At 41.5% G+C, this 17,245-nt stretch carries 13 protein-coding genes; 5 read left to right on the top strand and 8 right to left on the bottom strand.

Annotated elements, in window-relative coordinates:
- The first annotated feature begins 140 nt into the window (after positions 1–140).
- Positions 141–1,097 carry a methylenetetrahydrofolate reductase gene (locus L0657_RS11950; RefSeq protein WP_235151029.1) on the top strand — a complete coding sequence of 319 codons (957 nt, stop codon included), beginning with the start codon at positions 141–143 and terminating at the stop codon, positions 1,095–1,097.
- On the opposite strand, the gene L0657_RS11955 is transcribed toward L0657_RS11950, so the two are convergent.
- Complete coding sequence (locus L0657_RS11955; protein ID WP_235151030.1) at positions 1,098–1,418, bottom strand: heavy metal-binding domain-containing protein; 321 nt, start codon at positions 1,416–1,418, stop codon at positions 1,098–1,100.
- 162 nt (positions 1,419–1,580) lie between these two features.
- On the opposite strand from L0657_RS11955, the gene L0657_RS11960 reads away from it, so the two are divergent.
- Together L0657_RS11960 and L0657_RS11965 are read left to right on the top strand one after the other, a co-directional pair.
- Positions 1,581–2,156, top strand: a complete 576-nt coding sequence (locus tag L0657_RS11960) for a nitroreductase (protein ID WP_235151031.1) — start codon at positions 1,581–1,583, stop codon at positions 2,154–2,156.
- Positions 2,157–2,280: 124 nt separating this feature from the next.
- The gene (locus L0657_RS11965) at positions 2,281–3,246 is read left to right on the top strand and encodes an ABC transporter ATP-binding protein (RefSeq protein WP_235151032.1); all 966 of its coding nucleotides are present in this window, start codon (positions 2,281–2,283) and stop codon (positions 3,244–3,246) included.
- Positions 3,247–3,257: 11 nt separating this feature from the next.
- Here L0657_RS11965 and L0657_RS11970 read toward each other — a convergent pair whose 3' ends face one another.
- The 6 genes from L0657_RS11970 to L0657_RS11995 all read right to left on the bottom strand — a co-directional run bounded on the left by L0657_RS11970 (position 3,258) and on the right by L0657_RS11995 (position 13,439).
- A complete protein-coding gene (locus L0657_RS11970; RefSeq protein WP_235151033.1) occupies positions 3,258–5,771 on the bottom strand; it encodes a DUF5686 and carboxypeptidase-like regulatory domain-containing protein in 2,514 nt (837 codons plus the stop codon).
- 29 nt (positions 5,772–5,800) lie between these two features.
- Complete coding sequence (locus tag L0657_RS11975) at positions 5,801–6,415, bottom strand: vancomycin high temperature exclusion protein (RefSeq protein ID WP_409015055.1); 615 nt, start codon at positions 6,413–6,415, stop codon at positions 5,801–5,803.
- Positions 6,416–6,610: 195 nt separating this feature from the next.
- Positions 6,611–9,376: a DNA gyrase/topoisomerase IV subunit A gene (locus tag L0657_RS11980; protein ID WP_235151035.1), complete on the bottom strand. Its 2,766-nt coding sequence runs from the start codon at positions 9,374–9,376 to the stop codon at positions 6,611–6,613.
- 176 nt (positions 9,377–9,552) lie between these two features.
- A complete protein-coding gene (locus L0657_RS11985; protein ID WP_235151036.1) occupies positions 9,553–10,197 on the bottom strand; it encodes a CoA pyrophosphatase in 645 nt (214 codons plus the stop codon).
- A 195-nt stretch (positions 10,198–10,392) separates the two neighbouring features.
- Entirely contained in the window at positions 10,393–11,970 is a 1,578-nt protein-coding gene (locus tag L0657_RS11990; protein ID WP_235151037.1) for an NAD(P)/FAD-dependent oxidoreductase, read from the bottom strand.
- A 71-nt stretch (positions 11,971–12,041) separates the two neighbouring features.
- Positions 12,042–13,439 (bottom strand): hypothetical protein, encoded by a 1,398-nt coding sequence (locus L0657_RS11995; RefSeq protein WP_235151038.1) that lies wholly within the window; start codon positions 13,437–13,439, stop codon positions 12,042–12,044.
- Positions 13,440–13,644: 205 nt separating this feature from the next.
- Between L0657_RS11995 and L0657_RS12000 the strand changes: the two genes are divergently transcribed.
- A complete protein-coding gene (locus tag L0657_RS12000) occupies positions 13,645–15,462 on the top strand; it encodes a glycoside hydrolase family 9 protein (protein WP_235151039.1) in 1,818 nt (605 codons plus the stop codon).
- Positions 15,463–15,480: 18 nt separating this feature from the next.
- On the opposite strand, the gene L0657_RS12005 is transcribed toward L0657_RS12000, so the two are convergent.
- On the bottom strand, positions 15,481–15,822 hold the full coding sequence (locus L0657_RS12005; protein ID WP_235151040.1) for a hypothetical protein: 342 nt from the start codon (positions 15,820–15,822) through the stop codon (positions 15,481–15,483).
- A 259-nt stretch (positions 15,823–16,081) separates the two neighbouring features.
- On the opposite strand from L0657_RS12005, the gene L0657_RS12010 reads away from it, so the two are divergent.
- Positions 16,082–17,245, top strand: a complete 1,164-nt coding sequence (locus L0657_RS12010; RefSeq protein ID WP_235151041.1) for an acyl-CoA dehydrogenase family protein — start codon at positions 16,082–16,084, stop codon at positions 17,243–17,245.

Here is a 17,245-nt window from a genome sequence, read left to right on the forward strand (position 1 = left end):
GACGAACACTGATAGAGGAGGGTTTACGTGGAATGGCCTACTGTTATGCGGTAGGCCATTTTTTTGTGCCCCATAGATTGCTTTGGTTGCAGAATTGGTGTTCTTTTGTAAACTTTTATGTAAATAAAGAAATACTATACATGACCAAAGTTACAGACTTCATTAGCCAGGCTCAGGGCAAAACACTATTCTCAATCGAAATTATTCCGCCAGTTAAAGGACAAAATATCAACGAATTATTAAATGGAATTGAGCCTTTGATGGAGTTCAAGCCACCTTTTGTCGATGTTACTTACCATCGTGAGGAACTTATTGACGTTAAAGGTCAAGGCGGACTTATAGAAAGAATTCCCATTAGAAAACGTCCGGGCACGGTTGGTATTTGTGCCAGATTGATGGAACGGTTCAAAGTTGATGCTGTTCCGCATGTCATTTGTGGTGGTTTTACCAAAGATGAAACGGAAGATGTTTTATTTGATCTTCATTATTTAGGTATTGACAATGTACTGGTTTTACGTGGCGATCCTGAAAAATCGGCAGGCGTATTTAAAGCAAAACTTGGTGGACACAGTTATGCTTCAGAACTGGTTACACAAGTTGTCAATATGAATAACGGTATTTTGATGCATGCAGAAACAGAAGCTGCGCATACCAATTTCTGTATCGGCATTGCAGGTTATCCTGAAAAACATCTAGACGCTGAAAGTCTTGACACAGACTTTGAACATTTAAAAAACAAAATTGCATTAGGCGCAAATTATATCGTGACGCAAATGTTTTTTGATAATCAGAAATATTTCAGGTTCGTGGACAGATGCCGCGCAGAAGGTATTACAGTTCCAATCATTCCAGGATTGAAGCCGCTTGCTACCAAAAGGCAGTTGACAATTTTACCCGAAATTTTCCATCTGGAATTTCCACAGGCTCTTATTAAGGAAGCTGAGAAATGTGCCAGTGATAAAGAAATTCGTCAGCTTGGTGTCGAATGGAGTGTTCAGCAATGTAAGGAATTGATTGCTTACGGAGCTCCGGTTTTACATTTTTATACAATGGGAAAATCGGATAACGTCGCGCAAATAGCCAGTAAAGTTTTCTGATTATTCCAGACAAACAGCAGTACCATTGGCGCTAACCATCAGCATTGATCCGTTTCCGCCAATGGTCTCAAAATCCAGGTCCACTCCGATTATTGCGTGTGCTCCCAAACGTTGCGCCTGTTCCATCATCTCCCGAAGCGCTATACTTTTAGCTTCCCGAAGCGCTTGTTCATATGATCCTGAACGACCGCCTACCACGTCCCGGATACTTCCCAGGAAGTCTTTAACCACATTGGCACCGATAATGGCTTCGCCATTAACCAATCCAATATATTTGATAATTTTTTTGCCTTCGATGTTCGGAGTAGTTGTAACCAGCATATAAATCTTGCGATATTTAAAAAGGTTAAGAAGTTTATTAACGTTATAGCACACAATTTACAGTATTTTCGTGTCTGGACACAATAATTACTATTTTAACGGTCAATCGCATATTTAGTCTGCTTTCTGACTTTTTGAGCGGAAAATTAAATTAACTATTTCATGAGCAGCACAATAAAATCTATAAACGAAGTTATCAAAACGCGTCGGAGTATCTTTCCACCCAGTTACATCGAAAAAGAAATTCCCCGCGATGTAATTAATTCCATTCTCGAAAATGCCAATTTTGCGCCAACGCATAAGCTGACAGAGCCATGGCGTTTTACTGTTTTTACCGGTGACGGACGTGTGAAACTGGCCGATTATATGGCGGAAGCTTACCGGGCAAATACAACTGCGGAGACTTTTTCGCCGGCAAAGTATGAAGGAACACGTTCAAAAGCACTGAAATCAGCAGCCGTTATCGCAATTATCTTGGAACTGCATCCAGAGAAAATTCCTGAGTGGGAGGAAGTGGCATCAGTAGCCTGCGCGGTACAAAATATGTGGCTGACAGCGACTGCCAACAATATCGGAGCATATTGGAGCAGCCCGTCTGTAACTGAATCACTCCGCCAATTTCTGGATTTGAAAGAAAATCAAAATTGTATTGGATTCTTTTATATGGGCTATCATAATCTGGGAGACATACCTGCACGTCGTACGCCAATTGAAGAAAAAGTAACCTGGATAGATTAGCTACTCATTGACTTTCGGCAGTCAGCGTTTGGATAATTGTATTAATTGTTTTTTTTAAAGACCGACCGCCGATTGCCGAAAGCCGATAGCAAAATTTCAATATTCTCCATTTCAATTAAACCCAATGACCGTTCTTCGTGCCGAATCCATTTCGAAAAATTTTGATAATAAAACGGTTTTACAAGATATTTCTCTCGAATTAAATCCTGGTGAGTGGCTTGGGATATTAGGAGAAAGCGGCTCCGGAAAAAGCACCTTGCTGCGCATTCTAGGTCGTTTTGTAGATCCGGATAGCGGAGATGTTTATTTCCAGGAATCGCTCGTTCCAGCCGTTCGTGGTGAACTTATTCCCGGGCACAACGCCATCAAATTAATTCATCAGGAGTTTGAGCTTTTTCCAAATCAGACAGTTGAAGAAAATATCTCATATTCTTTGCGTTTCTATGAACCGGCTTATCGAAAAAACAAAGTGGCAGAACTGCTGACGATTACGGGTTTATCAGCCATCCGGAATCAAAAAGCGAAGCTTTTGTCAGGAGGAGAAAAACAACGGACGGCCATTGCCAGGTCGCTTGCGGAACAGCCGGATGTATTATTACTGGATGAACCTTTTGCGCATCTTGACAATAGGAATCGCCGGATTCTAGCTGAGGCGATTGAAAAATTACGTTCTGAACAGCAAATGGCCTGCATATTTGTCACGCATGAATCTGAGGATGCTCTTGCCTGGTCAGACAGAATAGCAGTGTTACGAAATGGAGAGATTATCCAGATTGGAACGCCTCAGGAAGTTTACAATAAACCAGTAAGCAGCTATGTAGCAGAACTGACTGGCGATATTAATTGGCTGAATTCTGGCTCTGAAACTCAAAAATCTTTTATTCGCCCTGAAAAAATAAGACGAACAAAATATCAGGAAAAAAGCAAATGGACAGGCGAAGTTGAAGCCGTTCGTTTCCATGGAAACCATTGGGAAATTCGCTGTGTGAATGAAGAAAGTGAGCTGGTCTATTATCGCAATAGAAAAGATGTCGAGATTGGAAATCAGGTTTATCTCACTTATTCTCAAAAAGATGTGATGTCGTTATAGTATGTTGGGATTTACAAGCTGAACCAGAAGGATATCTTCACGGCAAACGGCGTAACGTTTGGGTTATTTTTATAGGTAAGACGGTGAATAGCGTCCACGCGTCCAAATTTGAAAATATTATCAACACCATAACCTACTTCTAAATAAGGCGTGTTTCCCAATTTATTAAAAGTCTGGATTGGATTTCCCTCAGCGTCGACTGTGGACGCAAGCTCCATATTTTTCTCACTAACCTGCCCGTAGAATAATTTTCCTGTCGCAAGCAATCGCCATTTTAATTTACGGATTGCCGGGATTCTGTTTAGAATAAACCCTTCATCATTATGTTCAACACGGAGCGTTACATAACGGTCTGCGATAAATTCAAAGTATTTCATCAAATTAAAAGCATTGTCAACATAGAATAACGATTCATTTCCTAACGGATTATAAAGCAGCGTGTAAGGAATTGTCGATGGTATATAACCTAGCGTCAAATTATAGTAAGTTCGTCCGAAAACACCGGCGCGAAAAGTTTGTTTGACATTTGCCGCAAATTTATGGTAGTGAAAATCACCTTGCAGGAAGTTCTTCATGCCAAGTGTATATCTGAAAGTAAACGCCGGCGAATTTCCCGTTCCCATACTGATTCGTTCATTGTCATTTTGCAGGAAGGTTTCATTTCCTGCCAGCCGCGTTTCAACATTTAATTCTGTAATTTCATACGTACTACGGAGTGGGGACTCAAAACCCATTTCTGGTTTGCTTCGGTATGCAAAATCAAATAGAGGGCGGAAATTCCGGTGGCGAAGCTGAACACTGGCTGTAAATCCTTTAACAATTTCTCTTTTGGCATAAGCCGAAATATCTTCCTGCCAATAAGGTCTTCTAAATTGTCCGAATCTTGAAAATGCACCAAAAATCGTGTTTGTGCCAATGTTTTCAGCAGAAACTCCTAGCCGTTCCAGATCTTTGGAATAAGAAATGCCCGCCATGGTCCAAGGTTTTCGGGAGAAAATATAGTCAACGCCTGCACCATATTTGAAAGCGTGATCGCTAAATCCGTAAGCGCCATAACCACTCAGGATGACCTTCCTGCTAAACCCTGGATCTGTCTTAAATCCAAGCCTCAACCGATGCCCTTCAACATTATTGTTGGCGTACAAAAATAGATAAGGGCCAATGTCAATATTCCATTTATCGATCCTTTTGTAACCATTAACAAAGATGTTTAATATTTCTGTGTAAGTTTTGACGGCAGGTAATACTTTGAGCGAATCAACAAGCTGAAAACTTAAAATCTCAGATTTAGTTAAAGATTCTGGTCGGCTTTTTTGCCAGAATGCAGAATCATGAACCATATAATCTTCTTTCAACTCGATTGAGGTATCGAAAAATTTCGGTCCGCGGGGAACGTTGATTTTATAATGGGTATTTGAAGAATAAAATTTAAGCAGCAAACCAGCCGTCTGTTTTGTCGGCTCATCAACATCGATCAACACACGCGTTTTAGTCGGGACCCATGTTTTATCATCTTCAAAAAGGTCATATGACGTCTGGATTTTAATTTTTTCGATAAAGTTCAGGTTCGCGCGTTTTCCGACATTCGCATCCATCTGGGTAAGTGCATAGTTGTCACCATCAATCCAGAAAGATCCGCTGAACGCCAGATCCTGCTCCTGGCGTGGTTCGAAATCGATTTTATAATCATAAGTCTCCCCATTTTTAATACTGTCTGCCAGATAATAATCATAATACAATTTCCAGCTGTCGGAAATAGGAGAGATGAAGTCCTTTTCCAGGACATTCAGCCAGTTGTTGTAAAAGTTATATTGTTGAAAAGAGGAGCCAACAATCTGTGAAACAAAACTTCCATCCGTCAGACCAACTCCAGAAACTTTTGTTTTATTGATAATCTCCTTTTTCTTCTTCGGATCTTTTCGGAAATAAACATTTGAAACAGACTCGGATATGAAGATAGGAATGATTGTCTCTCCGTCTTCGCCCTTGACTTCGTCATATTTATCAACAATATGCGTCATTTTTTTAACGGTCCGCCGATTCCTGAATTTCTCGGAAAGGTTGTCTATATCAATCTGGATCTTATTGTAACTTTCATATTCATAAGCTTCCAGATTTTCCGAATTGTTTGCCTTTCTATTTTCGACAATCTTGCGCATAATCCGCCAGGCAGGATTTTCTCCGGCAAAAATTCGAACTTCCCTCAATTGCAGTGCTCCTGGTGTCAGCTGGACGTCGATCGTTTGCTCTTGTAAATTTGGTGTTATGGCTTTGCTTTTTGTCCCATATCCAACATAAGTAATGAGCAGGGAATCGGCGGGAGGTGTAAAAGTAATTGAGTAAAAACCATCAAAATTGGTAGTTCCTCCGGATAATGAAGCTTTAATTGCGACGTTTGCAAAGGGGACAGGATCTCCGGTAGTGGCATCGGTAATGCGCCCTTTGATCGTGTAAGTCGTTTGTGCGAGGGATGGGATAGCTATTGATACCGCTAGAAAAACAAATAATAGTTTAATTATCTTCATATTAACATCCCAAGCTCCGTGAGTAAAATCTATTTCGCTAATTCGTTATCCTTTTTCTTTTTTATCTCCACGTTAGACGTAATATCAGCATTTGGTCTCAAAACATGTACGTCCAAAACTGCTTTTGGCCGTGCCAGATATTCCCGTACCAAAGTCCTGACAGAATAACCATCAGGCACATCCTGCGCCGCAAATGAAATTGCATTAATTCCTTCATTGTGCGCGATATATAGAGCCCGCGCATTGTGGAAGTTTTGTGAAATAACGGTAAAATTGTCCTGATTGAAAACCTCTTTACACCGTACAACAGAATCAAAAGTCCGGAACCCGGCATAATCCAGCGTCATCACATTCTCTGGAATTCCCAGATTCAGCAATGCCCGTTGCATATCCAGCGGCTCATTATAATATTCAGAATCATTATTTCCACTGAGTATAATGTACTTAATTTTTCCTTCTTTAAAAAGCCGGGCCGTTGCCTCCATCCGATATTTGAAAAAGAGATTTTCTTTTCCTCTTTCTGTATTTCTGCTCGTTCCTAAAACCAGCGCAACATCATTCGACGGAAGATTTTGAATTGAAAAATAGTTATATTGTTTGGTACAATAAACCACCCAGAAATTGCACAGCAGGATAAAAACCAGGCTGGCAAAGAGTAGGGCAATAACTATTTTGATCAATTTTTTCACGTGCCTCCTTAAAGTTAACCTCTAAGTTGATAGATATATTGAGTGTCATCACAAGCATAACAGTTAGTTTCTCTTTTTCAATACGCGCAAACAGGTATATTTTGTTGCTGTTATCGAAAAATTGGTTTGAATAGAAAGTGTCGTCACCTTCTATTCAAACAGACCGAGCTGTGACTTTTCCGAATCAGGATCTTTATCCTTTTTAGGAGCTCTTTTGGATTTCGCCTCTTTTTTACTCTCAGTTTCGTTAATCTCCGGGTTTTCCTCCTCGGTGCTGATATCCTCTGATTCAGTTATATCCTGCGTTTCAGGTTCTTCAGTTTCCATCGCAGAATCCTGGTTTTCATCTTCATTCTGATCTTCGATCTCTTCGGCTTCTACTTCCTCAGATGCAGGTTCCTCGATCGGTTCCGGATCAGCCAACGGTTCCAGCCAGCGAATTTCTTTAAATTTATCAATCGACAGCTTATAACCCATGGCCTTCCAACCGCGGATATCAATCAAATCTTCTACAACAAATTCTTCGTGCAGCTGATCTCTTTTTTCATTTTTGGCATGAACAATTTCAAAACGCGGGCGTTTGTCCGTCGACGCCAATATTAATTTACTATTTTTTGCATCACTGATAAATACAAATTTCTTATCCAGCGACGAAGTTTCAATTGTAAAACGTTTGATAAAATGCTGTTTTTGGCCTCCGTCATAGTATAACGCGGTTATCGGCAGCTTGCTGTCAAATTTCCTTACCAGTAAAACCTCATTTGAGACATAATGATTCGTCAGGTCAAAGTTGGTAAGCTCGTAAGAGCCATCTTTGTAAATGACCAAAATATTATCCGTCGATCCGAAATTGCCGAGATATTCACCACGCTCGTCTCGGTTCAAGCGTCCGATAATCGGATCAAACCACATATCCACACCACCAAGCGTTGAGCGGCCAGCCTGCTTCATCACAATTTTCCGAACCGTATATTTGGTAAGAATATTGCCCATGGCACTTCTGTTTTTGATAAGCAGATCGGCAAAATTGAAGTCAAACTGTTTTACTTTGGCCTTACTTTGAGCCGTCAGACTAACAGTAATGATTTCTGCTTCTCCATTTTCATTTGAAGTGAAATAGGTGATTTTAGATTTCGGCGTACCCTGCGTCAGGTCATATTCCCTGTCGCGGGTAACGGCAGTAACCTGGAATCTTTTGATGTAGGAAACCCCGGTTTTCCCTTCCAGATATACAACGTTATACACTTTACGCTCGTCATTTTTGACAAAGACGGCGCAGTGAATAATGTCTTTTCCAACAAAAACTTTATCCTGCACTTTCGTTACCAGGCATTTTCCGTCGCCTCTGAAAACGATAATATCATCAATATCCGAGCAGTCCATGACATACTCGTCTTTTTTCAATCCATAACCGATAAAACCTTCGGCACGATTGACATAAAGTTTCTGGTTGTTGGCAGCAACAATATTTGCGGAGATTTGGTTGAAGGCCATAATTTTCGTCCTTCTTTCTCTTCCTTTTCCGTACTTCTTCAAAAGGTCGCGGAAGTAATCAACAGCAAAACGGGTGATATTAGCAAGGTTGTCGTCCGTTTCGGTCAACTCCTCCTGCCACTTGCGCATCAGTTCGTCCGCTTTATATCCATCATATTTGGATATACGTTTGATTCTGATCTCGGTTAATTCTGTAATATCATCGTCTGTAATTTCCCTGTAAAATTGCGGTTTGTAAGGTTCAAGCCCCTTATCAATTGTTCGGATTACGGCTTCAAAAGTTTCACATTCTTCAATATCGCGATAGATCCTGTTTTCTATGAATATTTTTTCAAGAGAACCGTACAGAATTTTTTCAAGAAGTGCTAGTCTTCTGATTTCAAGCTCGCGTTTCAGTAAATGAACCGTCTGCTGGGTATTGTATCTCAGAATATCAGTTACACCAACAAAATGAGGCTTATTGTCGATAATGACGCAGGCATTCGGAGAAATGGAAACCTCACATTCCGTAAATGCGTAAAGTGCGTCAATGGTAATATCAGGAGAAACGCCGGGAGCAAGATGCACCTGGATTTCTACATCGGCAGCCGTATTATCAACTACTTTTTTAATTTTTATTTTACCCCCATCGTTCGCCTTGATTATGGAATCGATTAACGAAGATGTGGTAGTCCCGAATGGAATATCCCGGATCACCAGCATTTTCTTATCTTCTTCCTCAATCCTGGCTCGTACCCGCACTTTTCCGCTGCGGTGGCCGTCGCCGTAATTGGATACATCAACCTGGCCGCCGGTTAAAAAATCAGGATAGATGATTACTTCTTTTCCCTGTAAAATATTGATCGAAGCCTCGATCAGTTCGCAAAAATTGTGCGGTAATATTTTGGTTGAAAGGCCAACGGCAATACCTTCAACACCCAACGATAACAAAAGCGGAAATTTGACCGGCAAAGTAACCGGCTCCCGCTTCCGTCCGTCATAGGATAATTGCCATTCGGTTGTATCGTTGTTGAAAACGATTTCTTTTGAAAATCTTGAAAGTCGTACCTCAATATACCGGGCAGCAGCAGCACGGTCGCCCGTACGTAAGTCTCCCCAGTTTCCCTGAGTATCAAAAAGCAGTTCTTTTTGGCCAAGGTTAACAATTGCATCATTAATTGAAGCATCCCCGTGTGGGTGATACTGCATCGTTGATCCGATTACGTTCGCAACTTTATTGAAACGACCATCATCCATTTCATTCAGCGCGTGCAAAATCCGGCGCTGAACAGGTTTTAAGCCGTCTTCAATGGCTGGCACGGCACGTTCCAAAATTACATAAGAGGCATAATCAAGAAACCAACTTTCGTAAAGGCCCGATACGGGTAATTGACTGTGTAATTCGCTATCTTCTACGTTAGGCGTAGCTCCGTTTTCGTCCATAAATTGAGGCGGAAACTAAGGGTTTAAATGCTGTAAAATTTTTATAAAATCGTCTGCTTATCGGTTTTCCGTACATGGATAATCGATTTTTGAAGGATTAAAATGCACGAAGATTGCCGGCTGGCCAGGACTAAAATACTCGCTAATATACGAAAAAAAGACATTATTTCCCAGTTTCAGGCATCAGAATCAACCGCCTTTAACACGGTGAGGAGTTCACTGATCATCATGGCCGTGGCTCCCCAGATTTTATATCCGTTCACCTCATAATGCGGTGCAGTGATATTGACGCCGCGAACCTGCATCTCGCTGGATCCAATGATTGAAACATCGGAAATGTGACTTAATTTGATCTCAAAGATATCCTCAACTTCCCGCGGATCAGGAAAAAAATCGGGACGATACGGCATTGCGGCTACAACTGGTAAAACATAAAAGTTGCTGGGTGGAATGAACAGCTCCGTTAAAATACCCAGGACTTTTACATCGTTCAGCCGCAATCCAATTTCTTCCTGTGCTTCGCGTAATGCAGTCCTTATCAGGTTTTCATCTGTTCTTTCATAACGTCCTCCCGGGAAAGCAACCTGCCCGGAATGCACGCCATCGTAAGCCGGACGAAGTATCAATGGGAAATAAATCTCCCCTTTGTATGGATAAAAAAGAATAAGCACGGCACTCTTCCTAGTCCGTTCATTCGGCTTGACCGTAAGACGGAGCTTGGAACTTGACTGCATGAACTGGTGAGCGGATTCACCAGGAAGTGGATCTTTTAATTTTTTAAGCAATTCATTCGTAAAAAACGAGAAAGATCCCTGAGCCATAGAGGCGATTAAAATTAACTTTATTGAGTGTCAGTATACCAGTAACAGAACAAATCAGCTTAGAGTTTCACGGGAATTATTTGGGTTCCACGAAGTAAACCGGTTAATTGAATAACGGTTACTTATTAATTCCCCGGCTGATTTTGTGAGTTTAACAATGTTACTAAATATTTTTTTGTAAGCCAAATGATAAATTTAAACCGAAGCATACAGGCCAACAAGTTGCTCGGCGCAACGCTGTCCGTCCATGGCCGCAGACATAATTCCACCAGCATAACCTGCGCCTTCTCCGCACGGAAAAAGTCCTTTCACAACAGGATGTTCACAAGTGTCGCGCTCTCTCGGGATTCTTACCGGTGAGGAAGTGCGGCTTTCCACTCCGATCAGCTGCGCATCTCCGGACAAATAACCTTTCATTTTTCTTCCAAAATCAGTTAACGCATCCCGGAGGGGGAAAGCGATGTTTGACGGAAGTACTTCATATAGATCGACTGGCGTTATACCAGGTTGGTAAGAAGTTTCACGAAGCTGGCCAGACATTTTTTTGTTGACAAAATCCGTAGCCAGCTGTGCAGGTGCAGTTTGCGTGGCGCCTGCGAAACTGCATGCAGCCTGTTCAATTTCCTTTTGAAACTGTAATCCAGCCAGGGCACCAAACTCGCGGTAAGGTGCAATGTCAATATCTTCAACGGAAACTACGATGCCGGAGTTTGCAAACGGGGAATCACGACGGGAGGGAGACATTCCGTTCACGACAACCTCGCCCGAAGCTGTCGCCGCCGGTACAATAAAACCACCCGGGCACATACAAAACGAGAAAACGCCTCGCTGAACGCCCTGATATCTGGTTTGGGTTACCAGGCTATAAGAAGCAGCAGGAAGATAAGGTCCACGATCAGTTTCGCAGTGATATTGAATTTTGTCAATCACATTTTGCGGATGTTCGATCCGCACACCCATAGCGAAGGATTTACTTTCAATCAGAACTTTCCGGTTATCCAGTAATTCATAAATATCTCTTGCCGAATGGCCTGTTGCAAGGATTACCCCAATTCCGATATGTTCTGTATTGTCATCGGTAATAACTCCTTTCAGGATATTTCCCTCCAATATCAGGTCGGTAACCTTCGTATCGAAATGAATTTCTCCACCTGCTTCCAGAATACTTTTACGCATTTCAGCGACAACCATCGGCAATTTATTGGTGCCGATATGCGGATGTGTATCAATAAGAATTTGCTCATTAGCACCATGGCCAACAAATATTTCCAGCACCCGGCGTATATCTCCGCGTTTGTTTGAGCGGGTATATAGTTTTCCGTCAGAATAGGTCCCGGCACCACCTTCTCCGAAACAATAATTAGATTCTGCATTGACGATGTGCTCCTTATTAATGGCCGCCAGATCACGGCGTCTTGCCCGGACATCTTTACCACGTTCGAAGAGGATCGGTTTTATTCCTAATTCGATTAAACGTAAGGCTGCGAACATACCCGCAGGTCCGCATCCAACGATAAGCGCTTTTGGGCGGTTGGTTACATCCGGATAATGTAAAGGCGTCTGAATAAGTGAGGGCGGTAATTCATTTATATAAACTTCTGCCTGCACATTTATCTTTACCTGCCTACTCCGGGCATCAATGGACTGGCGGGTTTTTCTGATAAACGGGTTATCATCGGGCCGTAAACGAAGTTTTTTGTTAATAAACTGACGAAAGGCGTCATCGTCCAGAGCAACCTCTGGTGAAAGTGTAAGTTGAAATGTCTGCTGCATTGATCTGAAAGGGATTTATCCTTTAATAATGCAAAGTTAAGAAATTTTTGCTTGCGATGTTTTGAAGAATTTTACTTAACCTTTTCCATTTCGATGGCATACTTGCCAATATTAATCAATGGAATTTGTGCCCGATAGGTTGTATTTAAAACTTTGATTACTTCATTGGCCAGCACAGCCTGTCCAACTGCGGTTGGGTAAATGCCGTCAGCTGAGAAAAAGTTGCCATTTGGATACGAAGGATCAATTTTAAAACCGTCCTCAGAAATGTAATTACCAGCCATTATTTTTTTATAAACAACATAAAAATCAACAACGCCGTAATTGTATTCTTTGGACCATCTTACCAAAAGATCATTATAAAGATTCGGACGGGCTATTTCCGCTTTTCTTATTACATCAATATCTGTCAGATTTGAATTCTTGTTTGACCCATCGTAGAAGTTAACTACGGTTGCGGTTGGTAAAAAAAGTGATTCAGCGTTAACGGCCATGGGATGATCGGTATTTTCGGCTTGTACACCAATGACTTTTCCATTTTTTTTCATCAAAGTCTCGTAAGAAAACCAGTGGAAATATGGGAAATCAATCACATCAGGAACAGTTGCATAGACATACCTGGCTCCTTTTTCTTGCAGATAATTCCTGATGGTCTGTTCCCATGTAAATGTACTTCCGCCATACCCACCTCCCCCATTTATATTTGCTGAAATCAAAACATCAAGACCGCTTTCGACCAAAGCAAGATCAGGTTTTAATGTTTTAGCATATTCATTCAGAGATTCATATTCCTCACCTACAAACCTACCTATCAAAGAAGCATTCAGTCGCTTATGATCCCATAAATAATTGATATTTGAAAGGTTGGCTGGCATCGGATTGTTCTTATAAAAATCAACATAATGGTCCAGTTCCTGTTTGGGATTGAGGTAAAAAATATTGTTTCCGCTTCCAGGGATAGCAAAATTGTTTACCGGTTTTCCATTGTAAGTTTTCATATAAACAGAACCTTTCTCCATCCGTGCGGTATTATTTATTACTTCCTGAAAAAATGGCATCGAAGAAGATTTTTCTCTGACCAGATAACCCGTCCCGTTTCCATTCTCGGTTTCAAATAGCGCCTGGTTAAAATTTGTTAATCCCATTTGTCTGGCAACGAGATTAGGGTAGGAGGTAAGTTGCCCCTGGCGATATAATCCTCCGTCGCGGTAGCCGGCAGCATTGCCGTCGCCGATCGCGATCATAAAAGGTTCAAGGCCATTGGCAATTTTCAAATCGCCCAAATTCACGGAACCTGCCGCCGGCGCCCATGCAAAAGAAGGGTCTGCCTTGACAGGAATTGAAATTTCGCCAGCCTTTAACGGGTTATCAATGTTGGTATAAGGGGAAGGTGAATCTTTATCTTTATTACATGATAAAATACAAATCGAAACAAGCAGCAACGTAAGAAAAGCATAACTTTTTTTCATGGTTTTGTCAGGTTTACGTGAGTAGCAGATAAGTATAATAAAGGTGAATAAAAAGTTTAAAATTTACAAAAAAATCCCTTGTTAATTGAAATTTAAGTTGCTTACTACCAGTGAAGAGTGAATTTTAAATAAGGATTTTTTGGAACGTAAAATTTTGTCCCAATATTGCGGAACAAAAAATCCTGAACCTTAACATACGCCTCTTGTGAATCGAATCCTCTGGACACTCGTTTTCTTTCCTTTTTTTCTTAAAGCGCAGAACATTAAAGTGCTGACCAATCATATAGGTTATGAAAGTACTCAGGCTAAAAAAGCCATTATTATAAGTGAAAAAAAGATAAACATTCCTTCTTTCAAATTGGTCGAATCAGAGACCGGAAAAGTTGTTTTTTCCGGGAAGCCGGTTTTCAGCGGCCCGGTTGGGAAATGGAAAAACTGGCTTTTCTGGACAATCGATTTCAGCGCCTTCAATGGAAACGGTTCCTATATTATTCAGGCTCAGAGCGCTAATAAATTAGCCGCTTCTTATCCGTTTGTTATCGGTAAAAATGTGCTTGAACAGTCAACGCTTTCTAACGTAATTTACTATTTTAAAGGTCAGCGAAGTTCCGGATTGCTGGACGCGGCTGATCATCACCTGGTTCTTTCTGGTCAAACAAAAGATACGATCGATGCCCATGGTGGCTGGTATGATGCTTCCGGAGATTATGGCAAACATTTGTCGCATCTTACTTTTTCATCCTATTTCAATCCGCAGCAAATTTCATTAACGGCATGGAGCTTATTCAAAACCTATGCTTTATTAACCCAAAAAACAGGTACTGATTTTCGTCAGTATAATCAAAGGTTACTGGATGAAGCCATGTATGGTGCGGATTATTTAGTACGGATGCAAGTTGAAAATGGCTCGTTTTATCGCTCGGTTTCGGCACCCGGACCAGGGAAACTTGCAAAAGACCGGGTGATCAGAGCGGAAGACCAGAGTTACCGGATCAAACAAAATAAGGACCAATCATTTAATGACAGTGACAAATCAAATGACTGGAAAAGTTATCAGGTAAGCTATCGGTCGGGTGGCGGTGTGAGCATTGCGGCACTGGCGATGGCGTCAGCATATGATACTTCCGGTGAGTTTTCTAATAAAGAATATTTGATTGCTGCGGAACGGGCGTTCGATTTTCTCGAAAAAAATAATGTGCAAATGACCAATGATGGCAAGGAAAATATCGTGGACGACTATTGCGCATTGAGCGCCGCAACCGAATTATTGAAGGCAACAGGGAAAGATATATATGCAAAAGCCGCCGCCGAACGAGCTAATCAGCTTTTGGCCAGATTAGTTTCCGGAGATAACCAAACCGACTATTGGCGGGCCGATGATAAAGATCGTCCGTTTTTTCATCCTTCTGACGCAGGTTTCCCTGTGACAAGTCTGATTTATTATTTCCCATTCGCTGCTGAACAGAACCAGAAAAAAATCAAAGAAGCAATTAAAAGATCTCTGGCTCATGAGCTTAAAATTACCATTGAAGTCAAAAATCCGTTTGGATATAGCAGGCAGTTTGTGCAGGATACGCTGGGGCGCAGGAAGGCGACTTTTTTCTTTTCTCACGGCAGTGACGCATCGCCCTGGTGGCAGGGAGAAAATGCCCGGATTGCGTCGATGGCTGCCGCTGCCCGTTTAGCTGCGCCGCTTTTCGCTGATGACAAGGTATTCAAAGAAAATCTGGAAAAATTTGCGCTGAATCAGCTTAACTGGATTTTAGGACTGAATCCCTATGACGCGAGTATGCTGCAAGGGTCGGGACATAACAATCCTGCGTATGGTTTTTTCGGAACTTTTGAGTATACAAATGCGCCAGGTGGAATCGCCAATGGAATTACTTCCGGACTGGAAGATGAAGATGATATTGATTTCAATTTGTCTTACGCAAAAACAGGTAAAGACAATGACTGGCGCTGGGCAGAACAATGGCTTCCGCATGCGGCCTGGTATATGCTGGCGATTTCTGCGAGACAATGAATTTTACTAAATCCTATTTCAACCTGAGATAGGTCTTGGGATAAAAAGAGCTACGAGCACCATCGCCAGCGTAATCAGTGCAGCTAACACTTTATTAAACCGAAGAGATTTGTTTTTAGTCAGGTATCCAATAAAAACTGCTATACTGGAAGTTACCATCCAAATTAGGAAATGATAACTTAGAGGAAGACGGGAGTTGTTGAAATAATACTCTGCATACATCACACCAATTTGATATAGTGCACTTGAATTTAACATAAAAAATACAAATGACCATTTCTGTTTCTTAGTTATCTCGAACTTTTGATTTTCGGTATTTCTCAGTCTGTCAAGGCGTTCTTGTGGAAAAACAGGTCTCATGATTGATAGGCAGTAAAGTCGTTTGAATTCTAAAAACCAAGGATTTGGTCATTTACTCAGTTTAAATTCAGGGCATAATATCTTATTTTGATTGCTATAAATATAATACACCGTAACAAAATAACTCCGGTGATTTTACCCTATTTTAATCAAATTTTGAATATTAAAATGATGAGAAGAATGACTTTTGGCTCTTTTGGTAAGGTTTTTTGTGTTTTAAAGTCGTAACTTTTGAAATCCTCATCAAACGAACTACACCATGCTAACCACTGATTTTTTTAAAATAGAGGAGTTGCTAACGCCAGAGCAGCGCTTGATCACTCAGGTCGTAAAGGAATTTTGTGATATTGAAATAAAACCAGTCATTGAAGGATATGCGCAAAGGGCAGAATTTCCGCTGCAATTCGTGCGAAAATTTGGTGAGCTTGGCGTTTTTGGTCCCACAATTCCTAGGGAATATGGCGGCGGCGGACTGGATTATGTCAGTTATGGATTGATGTGCCAGGAAATTGAGCGTGGCGATTCTTCCATGCGTTCAACGGTTTCTGTTCAGAGTTCACTGGTCATGTGGCCGATTTATCAGTTTGGTTCTGAGGAGCAGAAGCAAAAATATCTGCCGGGACTGGGTAAAGGAGAGATTCTGGGCTGTTTCGGTCTGACGGAGCCGGATTATGGTTCGGATCCCGGAGGTTTAAAAACAACGATATCCAAAACTCAGGGAGGCTATTTGCTGAATGGTTCGAAAATGTGGATTTCAAACGCCCCGTTTGCTGATATTGCAGTTGTTTGGGCGCGGAATGAAGATGGCCGTGTGCAGGGTGTTATCGTAGACAGGGGAATGCCGGGTTTTACGACAGCAACTATTCACGGAAAATGGTCGCTTCGTGCGAGTGCTACCGGTGAATTGATTTTTGATAAGGTACTTATCCCAAAAGAAAATATTTTGCCGGATGCTGTTGGTCTTAAAGCGGCTTTACAATGTCTGGATCACGCGCGTTTTGGCGTTGCCTGGGGTGCCATCGGCGTTGCCCTGGATTGTTATGAAACGGCGCTTAAATATTCGGGAGAAAGATTTCAGTTTAATAAACCGATCAGCTCCTTCCAGTTGGTTCAGAAAAAACTGGCTGAAATGCTAACTGAAATTACTAAAGCGCAATTGTTATCCTGGCGTTTGGGGACGTTGATGAACGATTCACGTGCTACGACAAGTCAGATATCAATGGCAAAAAGGAATAATGTGGAAATGGCTTTGCAGGTGGCCAGAGAATCCCGCCAGATACTTGGTGCGATGGGGATCACGGATTCATTCCCAATTATGCGCCACATGATGAACCTAGAATCTGTCATGACTTATGAGGGAACACACGATATCCATTTACTGATTTTAGGCGCAGAAATAACGGGTAATCCGGCGTTTAAATAA

It is taken from the genome of Dyadobacter sp. CY345 (genome assembly GCF_021502725.1).
GTDB lineage: Bacteria > Bacteroidota > Bacteroidia > Cytophagales > Spirosomataceae > Dyadobacter.